This is a genomic window from Flavobacterium maritimum, assembly GCF_040049085.1.
GTDB classification, from domain to species: Bacteria; Bacteroidota; Bacteroidia; order Flavobacteriales; family Flavobacteriaceae; genus Flavobacterium; species Flavobacterium maritimum.
Map to the genome: position 1 here is coordinate 414,502 of NZ_JBDLZY010000001.1, position 20,363 is coordinate 434,864.

Genomic DNA, 20,363 nt, shown 5'->3' on the forward strand with positions numbered 1-20,363 from the left:
TTTAAGATTGTGCTAAATGAACCATCAAACAACTATCAAATTTACGAAATTATAATTGGAGTTATTTATTTAACTAGCTTATTTTCAGTTATTTATAATATAAATATATTAAAGAAAAGCATCTTGTTTATTGACGACTTGAACAGTTCTGCGAATTGTACTGAATAATACTTGAATTTAGAGTATTGAAAAGTCTCGTTGAGGTTTTTTATCAATTGTATTTTGTTAGCTGTTTATAGCTGGTGGCAAAGTAGGGAACGTTTGACAGGTGTTTTCTTTTAGCATATATGAGAACGTCACTTTTATTAGAAGCTATTTCCAGCCATACGACTATATCTTTGCTTGCTTAAAGAAAGCAAGCAAAGGATGCCGCTCCTGTCTGGGCTAGGGCAGCATTTTCATGAGAAGGTTTTTTCTATTAAATTCTAAAACATGCTTTTGGATAAAACCCGTAGTTTGAGTCGGGAGACTTTTATCGGGTTTATAATTTACAAGCACATCAAAAAAATTGCGCAAAGTCAGAGACGTTTGCGCAGCTTTTATTATGAATGCTTTTGAAAGCGGAAGATGTTATTTTTCCTCTGTTATGTATAAATTTGCTATTTCTTCTATAAAATTTTCCGGATGTGAGCCTACTAGATTCGTCAAAATCACTACTGAAACATTATCTTTTGGATAAATGTATAAGGCATTTCTATTACCGCCTAACAAAGCAAGTACAGGGTTTTTAGTTCTTGAAGTTGTAGAAAAACCAATCGAACTTCTGTTTAGAAAATCGTTTGTTTCATATGTTTTTCCATTATTTAATTGTATTGGTTCACAAAGCGTTTTAAGATTTTCTGCATTAATTAATTGATGACTTTGTAATGCAATTACCCATTGTGCCATTTCAGTTGCAGTTGAATATATCCCCGCTGCTGGATACAAATTTGAAGGTATCGGTTGATAAACATTGGTTAAAACACCATTTCTAAAATAAGAATACGGCTTTGCAGAGTGATTAATTATATTGTAAAAATCTCCCATCCCTGCCTTAATCGAGTTCTTCATTCCAGCTTTTTTAAACTCGTTTTCAACAATATATTTTTCATATGATTGTCCGCTTATTTTTTCAATAATCATTCCGAGCAGCAGGTAATTCGCTTGATTGTCTCTTAATTCTTCTCCAGGTTTAAAAATAAGAGGAAATTTTTGCATTTTTTGGAATAACGTCTCGCTATTTTCAGATAACATGTTTCCTTCTGAATCCCAAATTTCAGGAAGTCCCGATTTATGAGTTGCCACTTGTTTTACTGTAATATTTTGCCAAGTTTTAGGCAGCTTATCCAAATACTTTGAAATAGGCTCATCGAGATTTAATTTACCATTTTCTACCAATTGCATAATAGCAACTCCTGTAAATGCCTTAACAATAGAATTAATGCTAAAAACGGTTTGGCTATCAACCGCAATTGAATCTTCAATAGTAGCTAATCCGTAATGACTTGTTTTAATAATCACATTATCTTTAATTACCGCTAATTGCAAACCAACAATTTTATTTTTATGCATCAGGTCTTTTATTGCAATATCAACTTTGTCAACTTGCGAATAAGTAAGATTATTAAGGGCAAAAAAGGCAAGTAAAAACATTATTTTTTTCATATTTTCTTTTATTTGGTTGATTTTTATGGTTTTCTTGGTGTAATTACTGTCAACTTTTGGTATGTACAAGGGGTTTTGGGAAAAGTATGTTTTAATTTTCAGTAAAGACTGAACTTTAAGGCACAAAACCAAGTTTCAGTTTATGTCCAAAACCCAAATCTTTTGTAACCGCTGTTGGCGGATCCAATCATTTTTAGCTTCCTAGTTTTCCGTATCTCTGATTTTCAGAAAAATATAAAACAATTACTTTTTTGCCTTTTTTGTATGGATAAAATAGCTCATATTCTCCATCGTGATTGCGATATCTTAATTCTTCACTTTTTCCACTAAATATTTTGTCCAGATATTCTCTTTCTTCTTGAGTTGTTTGGTAAATATATTCTCTTTTTTTAGGTTTTATTGTGTCATTTACCTTTTCAACGTTGCCTTGATTAAATCCTAAATATACTGGTGAAGCATTTATGCTATCTTTAACCAATAAATTTACGCTTGGAAAATTTTTGTCTGTATCTGAATATATTTCTAGAATATTGCTTGTTTCATTTATGTACTTTTCAGAAAATTCGTAGTTTACTAATTTCACACTATTATTTTCGTTTTTTTCTAAAATTGATTTTGCTGATTTAATTAGCATTTTTTCTTTTTTACTCGATGTTAAATAATCTCCGCCAAATAATATTATTCCAATTACTGGAAAAATTGCTAAAAGAATTAAATACATTCTCTTATTAGATTTTGCAGTATCATCATCTTTATTTTTGTTTTCTGCAATTCTTGTAAGATTAAACATTACGTTTATGATTAACGAGCCAGCCATTAAAGCAAGAATTCCCAAAACACTCAAATAAAAAGTTTCAGTCATATTTTCTCTAAAAACTTTCAAGCCGAAAACTTCAATTGTTATAAATGTAAAAACCCAATAAACTAAAAGTATTATTGCGGTTATTCCAATTATATTGCTCAATTTTACTAATTGCTTTGGTGTCATAAATCTAATTTTTAATTTCTTATTTAATGTCTTTTCGTTTTTTCGAGTTATATGTCTGCCAACTCATAAATATCCGCTACACCTGTACAAATGGTAGCCATCGTTTGTATTAATTTGTAAAGCTATTCGTATTTTCAAATATACCTAAATTTATTCTTCTTTTAGATTTATAAAGTGTTTTCTGTAAAATAGCTCTCAATGAGTCATAAAAAAAAGCCCCGATGAAGGGACTTTGCTGATGCTAAAATACTGAGTTATTTCTTTTTTAGTTTCTCCTTAAAAAAGGCGATCGTTCGTGTCCACGATAAAGTTGCGGCTGCTTCGTCGTATCGAGGAGTGGTATTGTTGTGAAAACCATGATTGACGCCCTCATAGAAATAGGCGGTATGTGCTACTTTGTTCTTTTTGAGTATGGCTTCAAATGCTGGCCAACCTTCATTGACACGGGTATCTAAACTGGCGTACTGAAGCAGGAGTGGCGTCTTAATTTTTTCAGCTTCTTCAGCAGTGGGTTGGCCTCCGTAATAAGGAACTGCTGCCCGCAAATCTGGAATTTTGACTGCCATCATATTGGCAATCCAGCCTCCAAAACAAAATCCAACGACACCTACATAACCATTACAATCTTTGTGTGATTTGAGGTATTCGTAAGCCGCAATAAAATCTTCGAGCATTTCTTCGCGGCTACGTTTTTTCTGTAATTCTCTTCCTGCATCGTCATTGCCGGGATAACCGCCCAAAGGAGATAAAGCGTCTGGTGCCAAGGTGATGAATCCTTCTACTGCCGCTCTTCTTCCGACATCTTCAATATAAGGATTCAGTCCTCGATTCTCATGAACGACAATGATTCCGGGTAATTTCTTTTTGGCTTCGATGGGTTGGGATAAAAGACCTTTAATTTTTCCTCCGCCTTTAGGAGATTCATAAGTGATGTATTCTGATTTCAATCTCGGATCATCGGGTTTGATTACAATAGAATCCAAATAATTTGGGGTCATAAAGCTAAGAAGGGAAGGAAGTGTAAGGCTTCCTACCGCAAACAGGGATAATTTTTCTATAAATTGCCTTCTTTCTATTTTATTATGGGCGTAGTCATCATATAAATCAAAAATTTCCTGACTGATGTCTTCTTTGGTTAGCTTTTCCATAGTTGTTTTATTTGATTCAACTAATTTAGAAAAAAAAGCGATTGTTTTAGCATTGCTTCTGATGCTAAGCAATATTTTCGAGCCCTCCCGGAAATGGTCTGTACGCATAATAATGCAGGACTTCTTCGATGGCTATTTTTAAGGCTTCATTTATAGGGAGCAAGGTGGTGGCCAATCGGTTGTCAATTTGGGTAAGCCTCATATAGTAATCTGTAAAAACAGGTACATACAGTCCTTTGCTAATGGCTTCTTCGGTATTGTTGTAGTTTTCCTGTTGGTTTTCTTTTATGATTTTGCAAGTGGCCATTCGAAGTTGCCCATATTTATCTCTATTAGCAGCATATCCAAAAAGGCGGCAAATTAATCCACGATAGCGATAATTGCTGCAGCTTCCGTTATTGCTGTCAAGAACAGAAAGAGGGCGGTATAAATGACAATTGGTATTGGTTTTTTGGTTGAGCTTCACTAAAGTGCCTTCGGCTTTACCATTTAAAAATAAATAAAAAGCCCAAGGTAAAAACTCCAAAGGTGAGGCCTCTATATTGGGTTTTGAGCAGCATTGGCCACAGCCTGCATTGCAATTTAAATGTGATTCTGATTTAAAAGTGGTAATTTCAATTTCAAGACGGGCGAACAACTTTTCTACCAATCGTACTTTATGTTCTATGGACATTAATTTTTGTCTAATGTACGCTATTAAAAAGGGTTAAAGGTAAATCCTGGTTTTACTTACAGTTTATTTTCAAAGCAGGTACATATTCGTACAGTCAAGTCTTATTTATTAAAAACAAAAATCCCGACTGCTTGATACAGTCGGGAATATTTTATAAATCGATCCGCTTATTTAGGAGGACAATTGGGTTATTTCTTTTGCGTCATCTCTTGATTTATATACGTATTGAGATCAATCATCGACTGCTGTGAAATAGTTAAGAAATCAGTTTGAGGCCTGTCAAGTACGGCAATCAAAGTAACCACCAAAGAGAAAGATATGGCTAAAACAGCTGATAACCATGTTCGGCTGGAATTGGCTATGGCAGTTTGGTATCCAACAGTAAACATTGAGAAAACCATAAGAACAAAGAGGATAAGCCAAATTCCATTGGGTATTCGCACCTGCAATCCGATTGATACCCGTTCAAAATGGAAGTTAATCATTTCGTTCAGCGATTCAATATAGAGTGCCGCTACATCGGAGTTCATATCTTTTCTGGCATTCACTACTGCGATGTCAAACAGTTGGTCTTGAATTTTGGTAGACTTAGCCATCAATTCTTTCATTTGATTTGATTTGGCTGCCTGAATTACATCCGAACGCATAGCGACGTATTCCTTCAACAATTCTTTGGATTTGCCACGGTCTGGCTCGGGCAGGAAATCAGTTCTGAACCAAGCCGTGCGGATGGCATTGGCTTCTTCCCGAACAAGTCTTCTTTTGTTATCATATCGTTCGGAAACAATACTAAATGTAAAAACCAAAATAAAAACCAGTAAGCCCAGTACAGAGCCTGAAATACCGGATACCGGTGATTCCTTCTCTTCAAACAGTTCCCTCTTTTTAACCGATTTTTTATGTACACTATTACCGATTAGGTATCCAATTTCAATAGAAGCGACTACTATGATGCATACAATCAGGAAAAACACTAAAATGGGGATGGATTCTATCTTCATAATCTTAATTATTTAAAGGTTTAATTCAATTTTTGAATCTAATTGTATTTTGATAACAGTTGTAATCAGTCTGAACAAACGCATTATCGGGCAATATTTTGGTTTTCAAGTGCAAAAGCGATGGTACAGGCATTTAGATGTTTTAATGAAATATATTCGGGTTTCAGAGATTAAATAGTTTATTCGTTCCGTAAAAACCGAAATACCTTCCCATTTTGAGTGATGGTCACCTTGCTGCAATGAGACAGATGGGAAAATGAATACGGTAATTTGGCATCGAAAGAAACCTTGCCGACCAGTCTGAATATTCCGCTACATTCCGCTTTGCCTTCTGATGAATATCGGTTTATGATATAATTGTCTTCCTTTGGATGCATCCAAAACCATCCACCGACAACTTCACCGCCCAACCATTGACTGTCTGCTGGAATGTTTTCGGGCTTTGTTGGTGCCGGTAGCGTGCCTTTTACATTTTCTTTGGTATAGGGTGAATGGGAGTGTGGATTCTGTTTTTGCGTTTCGGAAGAAAGGCATTCCGGAACGATCATTTTATCCGTAAGACAATTGATATTGTTTATAGGCATGGGTTTTAAAAACCATAAATAACGAAGTTTAAAGCTGTATTTAAAAGCAGGGTTTCCCGCCAAAATTGCGGTTCTGACAAACCGACAACAGTTGATACCGTTGACTACAAACGGGCCAAAAGGAATGGCGTCTTTATTTTGCAACGCTTTGATCTTTGATTGGGCAGCATCAAAATTTACAGGACAATAGGAAGCGTATAAGGGACCCATCCCAAAAGTAGATTCGTTTCCTTGTATTTCAGTGAGTATGTGGTTTATATTAGCGATTTTATTATCTAAAAAGTTTGCCTTGGTGTGTATGGTAAGATTAGTATCTGTTGAGACATCACGAATACGGCCATGCTGAAAAGGGGCGTGATATCTCCCACAATCAAAATGATAACAGCTGCCTGTGGAGTTGTTTACCAATACCAAAGCGGCATGCCCTACTTTGTATTGGAAGTCTCTATTATGTCCCACCCATCTCATAGGCTCATCATACCAAGAACCCGGTTGCTTACCGGTAAATTCTGGCCAGGCTATAGCGATTGCTGTTCCGTTGAATAGGTTCATTTTGAAAGACTCTTTAGGTTTGTTTATTGGCATTGTTCCAAAGACGATATCCCAAAAAGGGCTGGTGACACCAAATGCCTGATGGTCATTTTTATAATGATGAATGTTGTGGTGCTTCCATAAAAACCGGAAACTGTTTTTTGGAGGCTTCCGCGTATGAATGATATAATGCACAGAAAGATAAAAAGCATATCCCAATAGAAAACCCGGGAAAAAGGAAAATGCATGGGATCTCATTATCATCCAAAACAAGAAAAAGAAGAGGCTGGAAAGTATTATAGCTAACGGAATTGGCAAGGTCAGCCGCTCTTTATCCTGAGGTGTTGTATGATGGATTCCGTGAATCTTGAATTGCCATTTCTGGGTGTTCATGTATTCTCCAGAATGAAAAACAAAACGATGAATGAGATATTCAGCCAGGGTGAAAAACAGAAATCCCAGAGTGAACACAGCCATCTGTACCATTATTTTTATTTCCCCTTCGAATATACCATATGCCAAAATTCCCAAAGAAATAAATACCAAAGTACTTATAGCTAGTGCAGCATTGGTTCTCGAGAATCTTTCCAATAATGGATTGTCAAATAGAGGAATGGTTTTTTTTTGGTTTTTCATACTGCATTGCTTTTACAGTGGCTAGAAATCTATTTTTAAAGATAATGAGGGTTGCGAATTTTGAACAAGTGAACCCTGTTGCGGCATAAGAATGGGTTGGTTTTTAAAAGAGAGTGTTGCCGCTTTTTTGGCATTGTTTCCTGAACTTACAAAAAACGGAATACTTCCTAAACAGATAAGAGGGCCGCCAACAGCCATCACACCGTAAATATCTGTTGTGGTGTATGAATCTTCTTCCATAAAAGTATCACTAAAACCAATTACTCCTACAATAGTTAGTACGGCGCCGCTCGCAAGCATAACCCAGCCTGTTGTTTTTTGTTTTTTGCTTTTTTCCAAGTAATATTCTTTAGAAAATTCTGTGCTTGGGATTTCCTGACCAAATACCCTTACTGTAAAAAGTAAAAGCATAAGAAAAATAAGAATCTTTTTCATGATAATACGTTTTTGCGTTTGTATTTCCAGTAATTATGCTAATTTGACCACTTTATTTAGTCAAATACTTTTTGTACCATTCAATAGCCAGCTCAGCTACTTCCTGTAATTTTCCGGGTTCTTCGAAAAGGTGTGTTGCACCAGGGATTATTTTCATTTCTTTTACAGATTGCAATTCATCATAAGCCATTTTATTCATTCCAATTACAGGAACATCAAGACCGCCGACAATCAGAAGTGTTGGAGCGCTTACCATCGGCAATTCGGTTATCGCCAAATCTGGACGCCCTCCGCGTGATACTACTGCTTTAATGGTTTTTCCAAAAAAAGCGGCAGCTCTTAATGCTGAAGCTGCACCCGTGCTTGCTCCAAAGTAGGCAATAGGTAAGCCTTTCGCTTCTTTATTTTCCAGCAACCATTCGGTAGTATCAATCAATCGGCTGGACAGTAAATCAATGTTAAACCGGTTTTCATAAATTTGGTCTTCTTTTTCAGTGAGCAGGTCAAAGAGGAAGGTTCCTATTTTTTGTTGCTGAATCAGCTCTGCTACCATTCTGTTTCGGGAACTGAACCTACTGCTGCCACTACCGTGCGAGAAAACAACAATCCCAATAGCGTTATCGGGAATTACTAAATCTCCCTTCAATATCGCAGAAGCTAAGGGGATATCTATATCTGATTTTTTCATGATTGATTGCATTAAAGTAAACGATTAACAGATTTTAAATTCTATTTATGAGTTATTAGCGCTTTTATCGCTCAGTAACCGAATCACTTCGGCATCTTCTACCTGATCAAATTCTTCATAAAATCCACCTACTCCCCTAAAATATTGGGAAGCTATCAGGCATATAAATTCATCCGTATTTTTCTCAAATACGTTTACCCTGTCAGCTGGTATCACGGGCACAGCAACAACGATTTTTGCCGGTTTTCTTTTTCGCAACATACTTATACTGGCCAATAAGGTATTTCCTGTCGCGATGCCATCATCTACCAAGATTATATTTTTTCCTTTTATATCCAGAGGTTCACGATTGCCCATGTAGAGTTGGTATTTGTCCTGCATCGATTTCCTGAGTCGGATAATTTCTTTTTCGATGTACTCATCAGGAACGCCGGGATGCTCATCAATAAGTGTGGAGTCCATAGATACGGCACCTATGGCGAATTCTTTATTACTAGGATGCCCAATTTTTTTTGAAAGTACGATATCTAAAGGAAGATGTAAACTTTTAGCAATTACGAATCCAACAGGTACACCGCCTCGAGGAACGGCAAGAATTACACTATTGCTATTCTGATACTTTTTTAATTTCTCTGAAAGCAATAAACCAGCTTCAATTCTATCCTTTATTGTTTCGTCGTACATAATCTTTAATTTGTGAAATTAGAAAAAAGTAACATAAAGGTACTGATTTTCAGTGACTTTGGTTTTGTTTAAGATGGATTATTTTGGAGTAAAATTTAGAATTCTGTCTAATTTGGTTGGATGTATTTTTCAAAAGATTGATTCATGAGTCGGGATAAAAAAAGAGGAACTGTAAAAGTGGCTTAATCGAATTACTATTCCTTTTGAAAGCAAAAAGCACTTTTCTTTATCGAAGAGATTTTTTGTTATTTTTACTTCATAACCAACTGAAGAAAAATGGCATTGTTAAAAAGAATAAATGTAAAAGCCAAAACAGATAGGAATACTGGTTTTGGCACGAATGCCAATAGCTATGGAGGGCGTTTCATCAATAAAAACGGTACCGCAAACATTGAGAAACGAGGAATGCATCTTTTGCATCGCATCAGTTGGTATCACACCATGATTGATATGCCGCGATGGAAGTTTATGACGATTCTTTTGATGTTTTATGGAGGTGTAAATTTTTTATTTGCCATTGTTTATTATGCGATAGGAATTGAGCATTTGGATGGGATTGATTCTTCAGGATCTGATTGGACACAATTTGGTCAAGCCTATTTTTTTAGTGCGCAAACTTTTACCACGGTAGGCTATGGACATATTAGTCCTTCCGGCTTTCTGACAAGCCTGATTGCGGCAGCAGAAGCCCTAATTGGTTTGTTGAGTTTTGCTATTGCAACGGGTTTATTTTTTGGAAGATTCAGTAAACCTACCGCATTTTTGAAGTTTTCACACAACGCTTTGATTGCTCCTTATGGCGAGATTAAGGGTTTGATGATTCGAACAGTACCGTTTAAAAACACGAATCTTACGGATGCTGAAGCAAAAATGACTCTGGGAATGAGCATTGAAGAAAATGGTATCATGACCAATAAATTCTTTTCTTTGGAATTAGAATTGGAAAAAATAAATGCACTAACCTTGAGTTGGACTTTGGTCCATCCGATTACTGAAGATAGTCCGCTATATAATTTTACCAAAGAAGATTTCAGTACAATCCATGGGGAAATCCTTGTTTTTGTTAAAACCTTTGATGATATGTTCAGTAATACAGTTGCAATTCGTACCTCCTATACTTTTGATGAGGTTATTTATGGGGCGAAATTTGAGCCGATGTACGCTCGAAGCAATGATAATTCTAAAACTATCCTGAATTTAGATAAATTAAATGCATTTGACTGGGCCACTTTAGAATAATTAATTGTTTTTGAATTATTTCAATTTTATACTAAAAAATATTTTACATTTGTTTATCAAATAAGGATAAACAATGAACAACATAAAAAGTGTATTCAGTATAAAAGATCTTGAAAATCTTTCTGGTATAAAAGCGCATACAATTCGAATTTGGGAAAAGAGGTATAACGTACTTCAACCAATGCGAACTGACAGTAATATCAGATTGTATGATTTGGCCAGTTTGCAAAAATTATTGAATATTACTTTGTTACACGACTACGGGTATAAAATATCCAAAATAGCAGGTTTTCCTCCAGAGAAAATACCCACACTAGTAAGAGAAATTATCTCCACGAAGAATGCCAAAAATCATGCAATCAGTGATTTCAAAATGGCTATGATGAATTTTGATCAGGAGTTGTTTTTTACAACCTATAATTGGTTGATTGCTGAGAAATCATTTAAGGAAATCTTCCAGCAAGTCTTTATTCCTCTTCTTAATGAGCTCGGATTGTTGTGGCAGTCGGAGACCATTACGCCGGCTCACGAGCATTTTGTCAGTTACCTGATAAAACAAAAACTGTTGGTAAATACCGAAAAACTTCAGGTTCTTAAACGGACTAAAACAGATAAAGTTTTTGTGCTTTCATTGCCTTTAAATGAAATACACGAATTGGGTCTGATGTATCTTCATTATGAAATTCTTCTCAATGGATATCAATCAATTTACTTGGGCGAAAGTATGCCTATTGAAAATTTAAAAGACCTGAAAACACATTTTGATTCAATCGTATTTATTTCTTATCTCACTATTCAACCTGAAAGAGATGCGGTTACTGATTATGTTCTTCGTATGACTGATGAATTGATGGATCAAAACACAGAACTGTGGTTCATTGGCCGATTGGTCGAATGCATTCAAACAGAAGATCTTTCCGATAAAGTTTTCCTTTTTCATTCCATTTCAGAATTAGTAGAAAAAATATAGATTTTGTTTAAACATTTTGTATATTTGCTAAACAAATGAAAGAAAAGAAAACAATTTCAATTATAGGTTCGGGCTTTTCAGCCTTAGCTGCTTCGTGCTATTTAGCGCAAAGCGGTCACAGAGTGGAAGTGTTTGAAAAAAATGCAAGTGTCGGAGGTAGGGCAAGGCAGTTAAAAAGCAACGGCTTTACTTTTGATATGGGACCAAGCTGGTATTGGATGCCGGATGTTTTTGATCGGTTTTTTGCTGATTTTAATAAAAAGACGACTGATTATTATGAGCTAATAAAATTATCGCCAGCGTACAGAGTGTATTTCGGAATTAACGAATTCATTTCGATAGCGGATAATTTAACGGAAATTGTTGAAACTTTTGAAGCTATAGAGAAAGGAAGCGGTGCAGTATTAAAAGATTTTATGGCCGAAGCCCAAAGTAACTATGATATTGCTATCAAAGATTTAGTCTATCGTCCCGGAGTTTCGCCATTAGAGTTGGTGACTGTGGAGACAGCTAAAAAAGTCGGGCAGTTTTTTAGTAACATCAGTAAAGATGTTCGTAAGAAATTCAAGAACGAAAGGTTAATTCAAATTTTAGAGTTTCCTGTTTTGTTTCTCGGAGCAAAACCATCAGATACGCCATCGTTCTATAGTTTTATGAATTATGCCGATTTTGGATTGGGAACCTGGCATCCAAAAACAGGAATGTTTGATGTGGTTCGTGCGATGGAAATTCTGGCGAGAGAGTTGGGAGTAGTTTTTCATACCAGTTCAAATATTGAAAAAATAATTGTCGAAAATAAAACAGCCAAAGCATTGGTGGTAAATGGAAAAACAGTTGCTTCTGATTTAATCTTGAGCGGTGCAGATTACCATCATACCGAAACTTTGTTAGATGAAGAGCATCGGGCGTATTCTGAAAAGTATTGGAATAGTCGTGTTTTTGCGCCTTCCTCTTTACTTTTTTATATTGGGTTTGATAAAAAAATAGCTAATATTTCGCATCATGCCTTGTTTTTTGATACTGATTTTTATCAACATGCGAAGGATATTTATGATGAGCCGCAATGGCCAAAAGAGCCGTTGTTTTACGCTAATTTTCCTTCGCTGACAGATAAAACAGCTGCTCCTGAGGGAATGGAATCGGCTTTTTTTCTGGTGCCCTTGGCTCCGGGAATTGTGGATACAGAAGAACTTCGTGAGCAATATTTTGATAAAATAATAGATCGTTTTGAAAGTTTGACGCAGCAAAGCGTGAAAAACAGCATTGTATTTAAACAGTCTTTTTGTAAAAATGATTTTGTAAAGGAATACAATTCATATAAAGGGAATGCCTACGGAATGGCAAATACCTTGTTACAAACAGCTTTTTTGAGACCTAAATTAAAGAGTAAAAAAGTTAAGAATCTTTATTTTACAGGACAATTAACGGTTCCTGGCCCGGGTGTTCCTCCTGCATTAATCTCAGGGAAATTAGTGTCGGATTTAATTAATAAGCAATTTTCAGAAAAGTAAATATGAAGCAATTATTTGATGATGTATCCTTCAAGTGCAGCAAGCTGGTTACAAAAAACTACAGCACTTCATTTTCTTTGGCGGTTTATATGCTTTCGCCGAGCATTAGGGATGCCATCTACAGCATCTATGGCTTTGTGCGTTTTGCGGATGAAATTGTAGACTCGTTTCATGGATTCGAAAAAGAAACCCTGATCAATGATTTTGAGGTCGAATACTACAAAGCGTATAATTCTGGGATAAGTTTAAATCCAATTTTGAACTCTTTTCAGATTACTGTAAAGCAATACAACATTCCTGATGAGTTGATTCAGGCTTTCCTGAAAAGCATGAAGCTGGATTTGATTAAGTCAGATTACCATAGCAAAGCCGAATATGATGAATACATCTATGGTTCTGCCGATGTGGTGGGATTAATGTGTTTAAAGGTTTTCGTGCAAGGCAACGACATCAAATACGAACAACTGAAAGGAGAAGCCATGAGATTGGGTTCGGCTTTCCAGAAAGTCAATTTCCTGCGTGATCTTAAAGACGATAATCTGGTTTTGAACCGCAATTATTTTCCCGGAGTCGATTTGAATTCCTTTGATGAGAAGGCAAAAAAAATGATTATTAATGAAATCGAAGAAGATTTCAGCGCCGCGTTCCAAGGGATTATTAAGTTGCCAATTGAAGCTAAATTTGGAGTATACACTGCTTTTGTGTATTACAAAAAGCTGTTGAAAAAATTAAAAAACACACCTTGTCACGAAATCGGAAATGCCAGAATACGAGTTTCTAATTATACCAAAGCGGGACTTTTAGCGCAATCTTTTGTGACCTACAAATTGAAAATGGTATAACGCATCTTTAATCAAATAAAATACAATGATTTCTTTTTTAATATTTTTAGGCGTTTTTCTGTTTATGGAATGTGTCACTTGGCTCACCCACAAATACATCATGCACGGATTGATGTGGTATTTTCATGCCGACCATCACCAACCCAAGTACGCCCATGTGTTCGAACGAAACGATATCTTTTTTGTGATTTTTGCCATTCCGAGTATTGTTCTTTTTTACTTCGGAGTAGAAGGAGGGATGAACTATCTTTTTTTTATAGGCTTAGGCATAACCTTTTACGGATTCTGCTATTTCATGATACATGATGTCTTGATTCATCAGCGGTTCAAATGGTTCAAAAACACCAATAATAAATATTTAATCGGCTTGCGAAAAGCCCACAAAGTACACCATAAACATTTGGGTAAGGAAGACGGCGAATGTTTCGGCATGTTGTTCGTGCCTTTCAAGTATTACAAAATGTAGTCATTTATTTTGGGCGTGCCCGCCGAAAAGGCGGTCGGGCTTTACGGCTTTATCTCTTCGTCCCGTCCCGAAGTTTCGGGATCGGGACTGCGAGGATATCGCCTACAATCCCTCACGCGGACCCTATTTCAAGACGATTTTCGATTAAACAACAACAATTAGAACTAATGAAAGTCTATAAAAAAGAAGCCGTTCAGCACGTCAACGCCAGTATCGAAGAATGTTGGACTTTTTTTTCCAGTCCCAGAAATCTTCAAAAAATTACACCGGAAACCATGGGTTTTCAAATCACTGATTTTGATGGCAAAAACATGTACGCAGGTCAAATTATTCAATACAAGATATCACCGCTTCTGGGATTAAAATTACCTTGGGTAACCGAAATCACCTATGTAAAAGAAAACAGTTATTTCATAGATGAACAACGTTTCGGACCTTATGCGTTGTGGCATCACAAACATTTTTTTGAATCGACGGAAAACGGAGTAAAAATGACCGATGTGGTTCATTATGCTTTGCCTTTGGGTTTCATTGGCCGGATTGTGAATACTTTGGTCGTGAAAAATAAACTGAAAGCCATTTTTGACCACAGACGTGTCATGGTCGATCAACTGTTTAATACTAAATAATGTCTAAACAAGAAGTTTCCTTTTTTTGGTTTCGCCGCGATTTGCGATTGGAGGATAACGTGGGTTTGTTTCATGCTCTGCAATCGAAATATCGGGTAATTCCATTGTTTATTTTTGACGATTCCATTTTGGACAGTCTGCCAAAAAATGACGCCAGAGTGGGGTTTATTCACGAATCGCTTTCGAAAATAAATACCCAGCTGAACGAAATTGGCAGCTCAATTTTGATCAAAAAAGGAAAAACCCAAACTGTTTGGCAGGAATTAATCGCTGAATTTGATCTAAAAGAAGTCTTCTTCAACAAAGATTACGAGCCTTTCGCTATTCAACGCGACTTGGCGGTTTGTGAACTATTGGAATCAAATAAAATCATTTCGTATTCTTTCAAAGACCAAGTTATTTTTGAAGAAAAAGAAATCGCCAAAGCCGATGGTTTGCCGTATACGGTTTACACACCTTATAAAAATAAATGGTTAGAGAAATACAAATCAATGGCGCCTGTTCAAGAATATGATACCGGTACAAGTTTTTCTAATTTCTTTAAAAGCAATTTTCTTTTCCCAACTTTGGAGCAAATCGGATTTGAAGAAAGTCCAATCAAAGTCAAACCCCATAACCTGACTCAGATTGCCAATTATCATGAAACGCGTGATTTCCCCGCTGCAGATAGTACATCCTATTTGTCCCCGCATTTGCGTTTTGGAACAGTGAGTATCCGAAAATTAGTGAATTGGGCGGTACGAAAGAACGACGTTTTCTTAAGTGAACTGATTTGGAGAGAATTTTTTATGCAGATATTATTCAGCTTCCCGAAAGTTGTTGACCGAAACTTCAAATCGGCTTATGATGGAATTCAGTGGCGCAATAATGAAGAAGATTTTAAACGTTGGTGTACCGGGACAACCGGTTATCCAATGGTCGATGCCGGAATGCGTCAACTCAACGAAACCGGATACATGCACAACCGTGTCCGCATGGTTGTAGCGAGTTTTTTGTGCAAACATCTGTTAATTCAATGGCAATGGGGTGAAGCCTATTTTGCCGAAAAATTATTGGATTACGAATTGTCTGCCAATGTAGGCAACTGGCAATGGGCGGCTGGAACAGGTTGCGATGCAGCACCGTATTTCCGTGTTTTTAATCCGGATATTCAACTCAAAAAATTTGATGAGAAAGGTATTTACATCCGCAAATGGATTCCAGAATTTGATTTGGGCTATGGAGAACCTATGGTGGATCATGCTATGGCCAGAGACAGGGCGATTGCAACGTACAAAGCGGGAATTTTGAAGTGATTTTTTGAACTATATAGGTCATGCACGGTTATTTATTCCGCTATTTTGTTGTTTCGGTAAATCGAGTCGTATTTTTGGGAGGAAGCTTAAATAAACTATCGAATCAATTTTTTCAACATTCCATTAAAAATAAAGCCATGAAAAGGTAAAACAGAATACCAGTATAATTTCCCCCAAATTCCTCTTGGTCTGAATGTTGCGGATTGATACAAGGTGTTGTTGATGATTTTGAATTCGAGCCAGGCTTCTCCTGGCAATTTCATTTCGGCAAATAAGATTAATTTTCCTTCTTCTTTGTTGGCATGCAAAACCCGCCAAAAATCAAGTGCATCGCCCGAATGGATATCATGCTGCTTGGTTCGTCCTCTTCTGGAACCGACACCACCGTATAATTTGTCGATAAAGCCGCGTAAATTCCACAACCAATCACCATAATACCAACCGGTTTCTCCGCCGATGGACCAAATTCTTTCGATAGTAAAATCTCGATTTTCAATTTTCATTTTTCGACGGTCTATGAAACAATCCTTTTTTGGAACTTTCAAATATTCGGAAATATTGCTGTTAAATCTCCCGCTGACTAAGGAATCTTTCCAACTCGAAGCCACATTGTCTTCCTTGACCTTTATCAAAGCCCGGGACAGTGCCTGGTTATAAGACATGGGTTGAACTTGGAGCAATTCATTGATTTTTGTATCCCTGCAAACAACTTCTACTTTCATGCTACTCACTAATGCTGTGGCGAGTTTATACGAAGTTGAGGTAACAAAATAAAGCCAATAAGAAGATAATTTTGGAGTCATCACTGGAATCGTGAAAATCCATCTTTTTAAGTTTTTAGCTTTGGCAAAACCCAACAACATTTCTTTATACGTCAAAATATCAGGCCCGCCAATATCAAAACTCTGGTTGTAAGTAAGGGGATTTGATAACGATTTGGTCAGGAACTCCAACACATCTGTTATGGCAATGGGCTGGCATTTGGTATTCAACCATTTTGGGGTTATCATTATGGGAAGCTTGTTGACTAAATCCCGAATGATTTCGAAAGAAGCACTTCCGGAACCCACAATAATTCCCGCTCTCAGTGTTGTTGTGGCAAAGGCTCCTGTGTTTAAAATAGTTTCCACGGCTTTCCTGGAGGATAAATGTTTGGAGAGTGTCTGGTCATTTACGATACCGCTCAAATAAATCACTTGTTTGACTTTGGTTTGATTGAGATACTCGACAAAATTGAGTGCCGAAATACTTTCCAATTCATCATAATTTGTATCGGAGCCCGACATGGAATGAATTAAATAATAGGCTACATCTATGTCTTTAGGAATGGCATGTAAACTTTCTTGATTCAAGAAATCAACTTCAAGTACGGTCACCTTGTTTTCAAATTCTTTCGGACAATAAAATCTGTTTTTATCTCTTACGCAACAAAACACATTGTGTCCTTGCCCAACCAACATAGGCAAAAGTCGTTTTCCGATGTATCCTGTTGCGCCTGTTAAGAGAATTTTCATGGTTTTGGTTTGTAAAGGAGATAATTCGTGTGTATCCGTTTAGTTGGTGTCATCTATGTGCCATTTTTTAGTTTTTACATTTTAAAACTAACGATACCGTAATCCATTTCGAAGATTTGACCTGAAATTGATTTCGCTTTTTCGGAAATTAAAAAATCAGCCATATCGGCGACTTCTTCCGGTTTTAAATAGCCTTTCATCGGGTGGCGCTCAATCATATTTTCTCTCATACGATCGTTTCTCAAAATACTGGCAGAAAGAGAGGTTTCGGTAATCGTGGGAGCAATGGCGTTGATGCGTACTACCGACGCCATTTCTGCTCCCAACGATTTCACTAATCCTTCAAGCCCTGCTTTTGCTGTAGCTATGCTGGCATGAAAAGGCATTCCTAATTTGGCTGCCACTGTGCTGAACAAAAGAATGGACGGATTTGTTCCTCTTTTTAAAACAGGTAAATATTTCTGAATTGCTTTTATGGCACCAATGACATTGATTTCAAAATCATTTCTGAAATCATCAATACTCAAACTGCCTATCGGTTTCAAATTGATAGATCCAGGGCAGTAAATCAAAGTATGAATATTTTCAATCTCGGGAAGTGCATCCTGTAAGACATCCAAAGAATAATGTTTCAGATTAGGATGTGAAAGCTCAGGAGCATTTCTACTGATATTATATACTTTATTGCTTTCTAATTGTTGTTGTAAAATAGCATTTCCAATTCCTTTACTGCCCCCAATGATGACGATGTTTTTCATGTTTGAAATATTTTTATGTATTGCAATAGAATCGCCTCAAAAGTGGTTCGGTCCCCCAAGCCATTTCTATGATTCTGTTTTTGTCTAAATCAGCTAATTCTTTTTTCAATCCTGATATTTTTGATATTCATTAACAACGATTTTAGCTTTCAAATCAAACATCAAATTGTATAAGCCAAAGAAGGTTCTGTTCATATAAATGAAATGTTTGGAGCCTCGGTTACCATTCATTTTTTTGAGATTCGTGTCTTTTGAAAAACGTTCGCCTAACTGCGCTATGTTGTCAAAGAATACTTCATCCGAGAAATCGAAAGTTTCGGTTTGAAATGGTTTCGTAAAAAGCGATAACAAATCATAGAACATTTGTGTGAAATAGGCAATTTCTTCTTTGCTGTCGTCGGTTCTAAGAATTTCCAATTCGAATAATTTTTCTCGGAAAAGATTCTTGTTATCAATCACTTCCTTGTTGATTAATTCAAAATAAGGAACATAAAATTCAGTTGGAATTTGTTTCATACAGCCAAAATCCAGCGCTACCAATTGATTATTTTGGTTCACCAGAAAATTTCCCGGATGCGGATCGGCATGTACTTTCCTCAAAACATGAATTTGATACATATAGAAATCCCAAAGCGCCTGACCAAGTTTGTTTCCTATCGGTTGATTGGTGTTTTTATTGGTGAATTCCGAGAGATGAATACCGCTCATCCAGTCCATGGTGATAATTTTCTCCGAAGAAAACTCAGGATAGTAGTTCGGGAAAACCAGATTCTCTATTTTTTTACAGGCATCAACGACTTCCTGACTTTGTTTCAGTTCCAATAAATAGTTGGTTTCCTCGATTAATTTGTCTTCAACTTCCTTGAAATACTTATCAGAATCTTTTCCCTGCAGATTGAACATTCTGATGGCTATGGGTTTTACCAAAGCCAAATCAGACGAGATACTGTTGGCAACGCCTGGATATTGGATTTTTACGGCCAGTCTTTTATTGTCTTTTATTGCCAAATGAACTTGCCCGATACTCGCTGCATTCACCGAAGTCGAATTGAACTCGTCAAAAATTTCATAAGGTGTCTTGCCAAAATTATTCTTGAAGGTTTTCAATACCAAAGGCGCCGAAAGAGGTGGAACCGAAAATTGGGACAATGAAAATTTTTCTACATAAGCCTGAGGTAAAAAACTTTTGTCCATGCTCAACATTTGCGCAACTTTTAGCGCGCTCCCTTTGAGACTCTTTAATCCATCATAAATATCTTCGGCATTGTCTTCATTGAGTTTATCACGGGTTAAATCAGAATTAACCATTTTTTCGCCGTAATATTTCAGATAATTAACGCCAACTTTTGCTCCGGTTTGCACCAGTTTTGTAGCTCTCTCAATTTTTGAGGTGGGAATATAATCGATGGTTTTCATTATTTGCTGTATATTTTTTCTTTGAAAATAAATTTCCCAAAATCAATTAAACTGTCAATAGGAGTGATGTTCATTAGTTCAAAGGTGGCTTTTACTGATTTCTCTATAAAAATGTCTGTTTTTTCAAAAGCCGGTGAAGCATCTTCTATCCAAAATTTCAGAGTCATTAAAAGTTGAATCCAAGACGTTTCCTGAATCGCTTTTTCCTGAATTTTTTGAAGCTTTTCTTGTTTGATTCGGTATTCATCCGATATAATACCGGCAACAAAATCTTTAAAACTGTTTCTCAAACGAGACAATTGCATTAGATTTTTCAACTGGTTTTGATGTTCTTTCAAACTAAGAACCACATAACTTCTATTGGCCGCTAATAATTCGAAGAACGTAAAATAAAAACTAAGCATTTTAGTTTTCATGTCATAAGTATCATAGTCTTTGTCTTTTTGTAATAATTCGATTGTTTTTTCTAAAAACAGATTGAAAATTTCTTTTTCGATACTTTCCAGAGTTCCGAAAAATGAATAGAATTCTGCCTCCGAAAAACCGTTTAGTTTTGCGAATTGATAGACTGATTTGGGTTTCTGATCATGTTCCAATGTGTAATTCATAAACATTGAGACGATCATATCTTTTGTGAGTATTACTTTTTTAGTTGCCATTTTCTGAAGAATTTCAAATTGAAGTGTAAAGATACTAAATGTTTAACAAAAT

20 protein-coding genes are annotated in these 20,363 nt (G+C 36.3%); 7 read left to right on the forward strand and 13 right to left on the reverse strand.

Going from position 1 to position 20,363, the window contains the following annotated elements; genetic code table 11:
- Positions 1 to 570: 570 nt before the first annotated feature.
- The 9 genes from ABEB23_RS01815 to ABEB23_RS01855 form a co-directional block, all read right to left on the reverse strand.
- Positions 571 to 1,644 carry a serine hydrolase domain-containing protein gene (locus tag ABEB23_RS01815; RefSeq protein ID WP_348810664.1) on the reverse strand — a complete coding sequence of 358 codons (1,074 nt, stop codon included), beginning with the start codon at positions 1,642 to 1,644 and terminating at the stop codon, positions 571 to 573.
- Positions 1,645 to 1,837: 193 nt separating this feature from the next.
- Positions 1,838 to 2,632: a hypothetical protein gene (locus ABEB23_RS01820; RefSeq protein ID WP_348810665.1), complete on the reverse strand. Its 795-nt coding sequence runs from the start codon at positions 2,630 to 2,632 to the stop codon at positions 1,838 to 1,840.
- 254 nt (positions 2,633 to 2,886) lie between these two features.
- Positions 2,887 to 3,780: a dienelactone hydrolase family protein gene (locus tag ABEB23_RS01825; protein WP_348810666.1), complete on the reverse strand. Its 894-nt coding sequence runs from the start codon at positions 3,778 to 3,780 to the stop codon at positions 2,887 to 2,889.
- A 64-nt stretch (positions 3,781 to 3,844) separates the two neighbouring features.
- Positions 3,845 to 4,453 (reverse strand): YkgJ family cysteine cluster protein, encoded by a 609-nt coding sequence (locus ABEB23_RS01830; protein WP_348810667.1) that lies wholly within the window; start codon positions 4,451 to 4,453, stop codon positions 3,845 to 3,847.
- Positions 4,454 to 4,641: 188 nt separating this feature from the next.
- Entirely contained in the window at positions 4,642 to 5,454 is an 813-nt protein-coding gene (locus ABEB23_RS01835) for a bestrophin-like domain (protein ID WP_348810668.1), read from the reverse strand.
- A gap of 179 nt (positions 5,455 to 5,633) precedes the next feature.
- Positions 5,634 to 7,205: a DUF6695 family protein gene (locus ABEB23_RS01840; protein ID WP_348810669.1), complete on the reverse strand. Its 1,572-nt coding sequence runs from the start codon at positions 7,203 to 7,205 to the stop codon at positions 5,634 to 5,636.
- Positions 7,206 to 7,226: 21 nt separating this feature from the next.
- Positions 7,227 to 7,640: a hypothetical protein gene (locus tag ABEB23_RS01845; protein WP_348810670.1), complete on the reverse strand. Its 414-nt coding sequence runs from the start codon at positions 7,638 to 7,640 to the stop codon at positions 7,227 to 7,229.
- A 52-nt stretch (positions 7,641 to 7,692) separates the two neighbouring features.
- Complete coding sequence (locus ABEB23_RS01850; RefSeq protein WP_348810671.1) at positions 7,693 to 8,328, reverse strand: dienelactone hydrolase family protein; 636 nt, start codon at positions 8,326 to 8,328, stop codon at positions 7,693 to 7,695.
- 45 nt (positions 8,329 to 8,373) lie between these two features.
- Positions 8,374 to 9,012 carry a phosphoribosyltransferase gene (locus ABEB23_RS01855; protein ID WP_348810672.1) on the reverse strand — a complete coding sequence of 213 codons (639 nt, stop codon included), beginning with the start codon at positions 9,010 to 9,012 and terminating at the stop codon, positions 8,374 to 8,376.
- A gap of 276 nt (positions 9,013 to 9,288) precedes the next feature.
- Between ABEB23_RS01855 and ABEB23_RS01860 the strand changes: the two genes are divergently transcribed.
- The 7 genes from ABEB23_RS01860 to ABEB23_RS01890 all read left to right on the forward strand — a co-directional run bounded on the left by ABEB23_RS01860 (position 9,289) and on the right by ABEB23_RS01890 (position 15,964).
- A complete protein-coding gene (locus ABEB23_RS01860; protein WP_348810673.1) occupies positions 9,289 to 10,251 on the forward strand; it encodes an ion channel in 963 nt (320 codons plus the stop codon).
- Positions 10,252 to 10,324: 73 nt separating this feature from the next.
- Positions 10,325 to 11,221, forward strand: coding sequence for a MerR family transcriptional regulator (locus tag ABEB23_RS01865; protein WP_348810674.1), 897 nt, complete (start codon positions 10,325 to 10,327; stop codon positions 11,219 to 11,221).
- Positions 11,222 to 11,256: 35 nt separating this feature from the next.
- The gene (gene crtID, locus ABEB23_RS01870) at positions 11,257 to 12,732 is read left to right on the forward strand and encodes a bifunctional phytoene desaturase/3,4-desaturase (protein ID WP_348810675.1); all 1,476 of its coding nucleotides are present in this window, start codon (positions 11,257 to 11,259) and stop codon (positions 12,730 to 12,732) included.
- Between the two features lie 2 nt (positions 12,733 to 12,734).
- Positions 12,735 to 13,574, forward strand: coding sequence for a phytoene/squalene synthase family protein (locus ABEB23_RS01875; RefSeq protein ID WP_348810676.1), 840 nt, complete (start codon positions 12,735 to 12,737; stop codon positions 13,572 to 13,574).
- A gap of 25 nt (positions 13,575 to 13,599) precedes the next feature.
- Positions 13,600 to 14,040, forward strand: coding sequence for a sterol desaturase family protein (locus tag ABEB23_RS01880; protein ID WP_348810677.1), 441 nt, complete (start codon positions 13,600 to 13,602; stop codon positions 14,038 to 14,040).
- Positions 14,041 to 14,207: 167 nt separating this feature from the next.
- Complete coding sequence (locus ABEB23_RS01885) at positions 14,208 to 14,669, forward strand: SRPBCC family protein (RefSeq protein ID WP_348810678.1); 462 nt, start codon at positions 14,208 to 14,210, stop codon at positions 14,667 to 14,669.
- Positions 14,669 to 15,964 (forward strand): cryptochrome/photolyase family protein, encoded by a 1,296-nt coding sequence (locus ABEB23_RS01890; RefSeq protein WP_348810679.1) that lies wholly within the window; start codon positions 14,669 to 14,671, stop codon positions 15,962 to 15,964. The genes ABEB23_RS01885 and ABEB23_RS01890 overlap by 1 nt, the downstream gene beginning before the upstream one ends.
- A gap of 95 nt (positions 15,965 to 16,059) precedes the next feature.
- Here the strand turns inward: ABEB23_RS01890 and ABEB23_RS01895 are convergent, their stop codons facing one another.
- The 4 genes from ABEB23_RS01895 to ABEB23_RS01910 all read right to left on the reverse strand — a co-directional run bounded on the left by ABEB23_RS01895 (position 16,060) and on the right by ABEB23_RS01910 (position 20,311).
- Positions 16,060 to 17,478 (reverse strand): SDR family oxidoreductase, encoded by a 1,419-nt coding sequence (locus tag ABEB23_RS01895; RefSeq protein ID WP_348810680.1) that lies wholly within the window; start codon positions 17,476 to 17,478, stop codon positions 16,060 to 16,062.
- Between the two features lie 74 nt (positions 17,479 to 17,552).
- The gene (locus ABEB23_RS01900; protein ID WP_348810681.1) at positions 17,553 to 18,236 is read right to left on the reverse strand and encodes an SDR family NAD(P)-dependent oxidoreductase; all 684 of its coding nucleotides are present in this window, start codon (positions 18,234 to 18,236) and stop codon (positions 17,553 to 17,555) included.
- A gap of 105 nt (positions 18,237 to 18,341) precedes the next feature.
- A complete protein-coding gene (locus tag ABEB23_RS01905) occupies positions 18,342 to 19,652 on the reverse strand; it encodes an ABC1 kinase family protein (RefSeq protein ID WP_348810682.1) in 1,311 nt (436 codons plus the stop codon).
- Positions 19,652 to 20,311: a TetR family transcriptional regulator C-terminal domain-containing protein gene (locus ABEB23_RS01910; protein WP_348810683.1), complete on the reverse strand. Its 660-nt coding sequence runs from the start codon at positions 20,309 to 20,311 to the stop codon at positions 19,652 to 19,654. The genes ABEB23_RS01905 and ABEB23_RS01910 overlap by 1 nt, the downstream gene beginning before the upstream one ends.
- Between the last annotated feature and the right edge of the window lie 52 nt (positions 20,312 to 20,363).

Excerpts from the sequence above, each read along its gene's own strand:
- ABEB23_RS01860 (WP_348810673.1), top strand. The coding sequence starts at position 9,289 with ATGGCATTGTTAAAAAGAATAAATGTAAAAGCCAAAACAGATAGGAAT.
- ABEB23_RS01910 (WP_348810683.1), bottom strand. The coding sequence starts at position 20,311 with ATGGCAACTAAAAAAGTAATACTCACAAAAGATATGATCGTCTCAATG.
- ABEB23_RS01820 (WP_348810665.1), bottom strand. The coding sequence starts at position 2,632 with ATGACACCAAAGCAATTAGTAAAATTGAGCAATATAATTGGAATAACC.
- ABEB23_RS01890 (WP_348810679.1), top strand. The coding sequence starts at position 14,669 with ATGTCTAAACAAGAAGTTTCCTTTTTTTGGTTTCGCCGCGATTTGCGA.
- ABEB23_RS01880 (WP_348810677.1), top strand. The coding sequence starts at position 13,600 with ATGATTTCTTTTTTAATATTTTTAGGCGTTTTTCTGTTTATGGAATGT.
- ABEB23_RS01840 (WP_348810669.1), bottom strand. The coding sequence starts at position 7,205 with ATGAAAAACCAAAAAAAAACCATTCCTCTATTTGACAATCCATTATTG.
- ABEB23_RS01900 (WP_348810681.1), bottom strand. The coding sequence starts at position 18,236 with ATGAAAAACATCGTCATCATTGGGGGCAGTAAAGGAATTGGAAATGCT.
- ABEB23_RS01885 (WP_348810678.1), top strand. The coding sequence starts at position 14,208 with ATGAAAGTCTATAAAAAAGAAGCCGTTCAGCACGTCAACGCCAGTATC.
- ABEB23_RS01825 (WP_348810666.1), bottom strand. The coding sequence starts at position 3,780 with ATGGAAAAGCTAACCAAAGAAGACATCAGTCAGGAAATTTTTGATTTA.
- ABEB23_RS01830 (WP_348810667.1), bottom strand. The coding sequence starts at position 4,453 with ATGTCCATAGAACATAAAGTACGATTGGTAGAAAAGTTGTTCGCCCGT.
- ABEB23_RS01845 (WP_348810670.1), bottom strand. The coding sequence starts at position 7,640 with ATGAAAAAGATTCTTATTTTTCTTATGCTTTTACTTTTTACAGTAAGG.
- ABEB23_RS01855 (WP_348810672.1), bottom strand. The coding sequence starts at position 9,012 with ATGTACGACGAAACAATAAAGGATAGAATTGAAGCTGGTTTATTGCTT.
- ABEB23_RS01835 (WP_348810668.1), bottom strand. The coding sequence starts at position 5,454 with ATGAAGATAGAATCCATCCCCATTTTAGTGTTTTTCCTGATTGTATGC.
- ABEB23_RS01815 (WP_348810664.1), bottom strand. The coding sequence starts at position 1,644 with ATGAAAAAAATAATGTTTTTACTTGCCTTTTTTGCCCTTAATAATCTT.
- crtID (WP_348810675.1), top strand. The coding sequence starts at position 11,257 with ATGAAAGAAAAGAAAACAATTTCAATTATAGGTTCGGGCTTTTCAGCC.
- ABEB23_RS01875 (WP_348810676.1), top strand. The coding sequence starts at position 12,735 with ATGAAGCAATTATTTGATGATGTATCCTTCAAGTGCAGCAAGCTGGTT.
- ABEB23_RS01895 (WP_348810680.1), bottom strand. The coding sequence starts at position 17,478 with ATGAAAATTCTCTTAACAGGCGCAACAGGATACATCGGAAAACGACTT.
- ABEB23_RS01905 (WP_348810682.1), bottom strand. The coding sequence starts at position 19,652 with ATGAAAACCATCGATTATATTCCCACCTCAAAAATTGAGAGAGCTACA.
- ABEB23_RS01865 (WP_348810674.1), top strand. The coding sequence starts at position 10,325 with ATGAACAACATAAAAAGTGTATTCAGTATAAAAGATCTTGAAAATCTT.
- ABEB23_RS01850 (WP_348810671.1), bottom strand. The coding sequence starts at position 8,328 with ATGAAAAAATCAGATATAGATATCCCCTTAGCTTCTGCGATATTGAAG.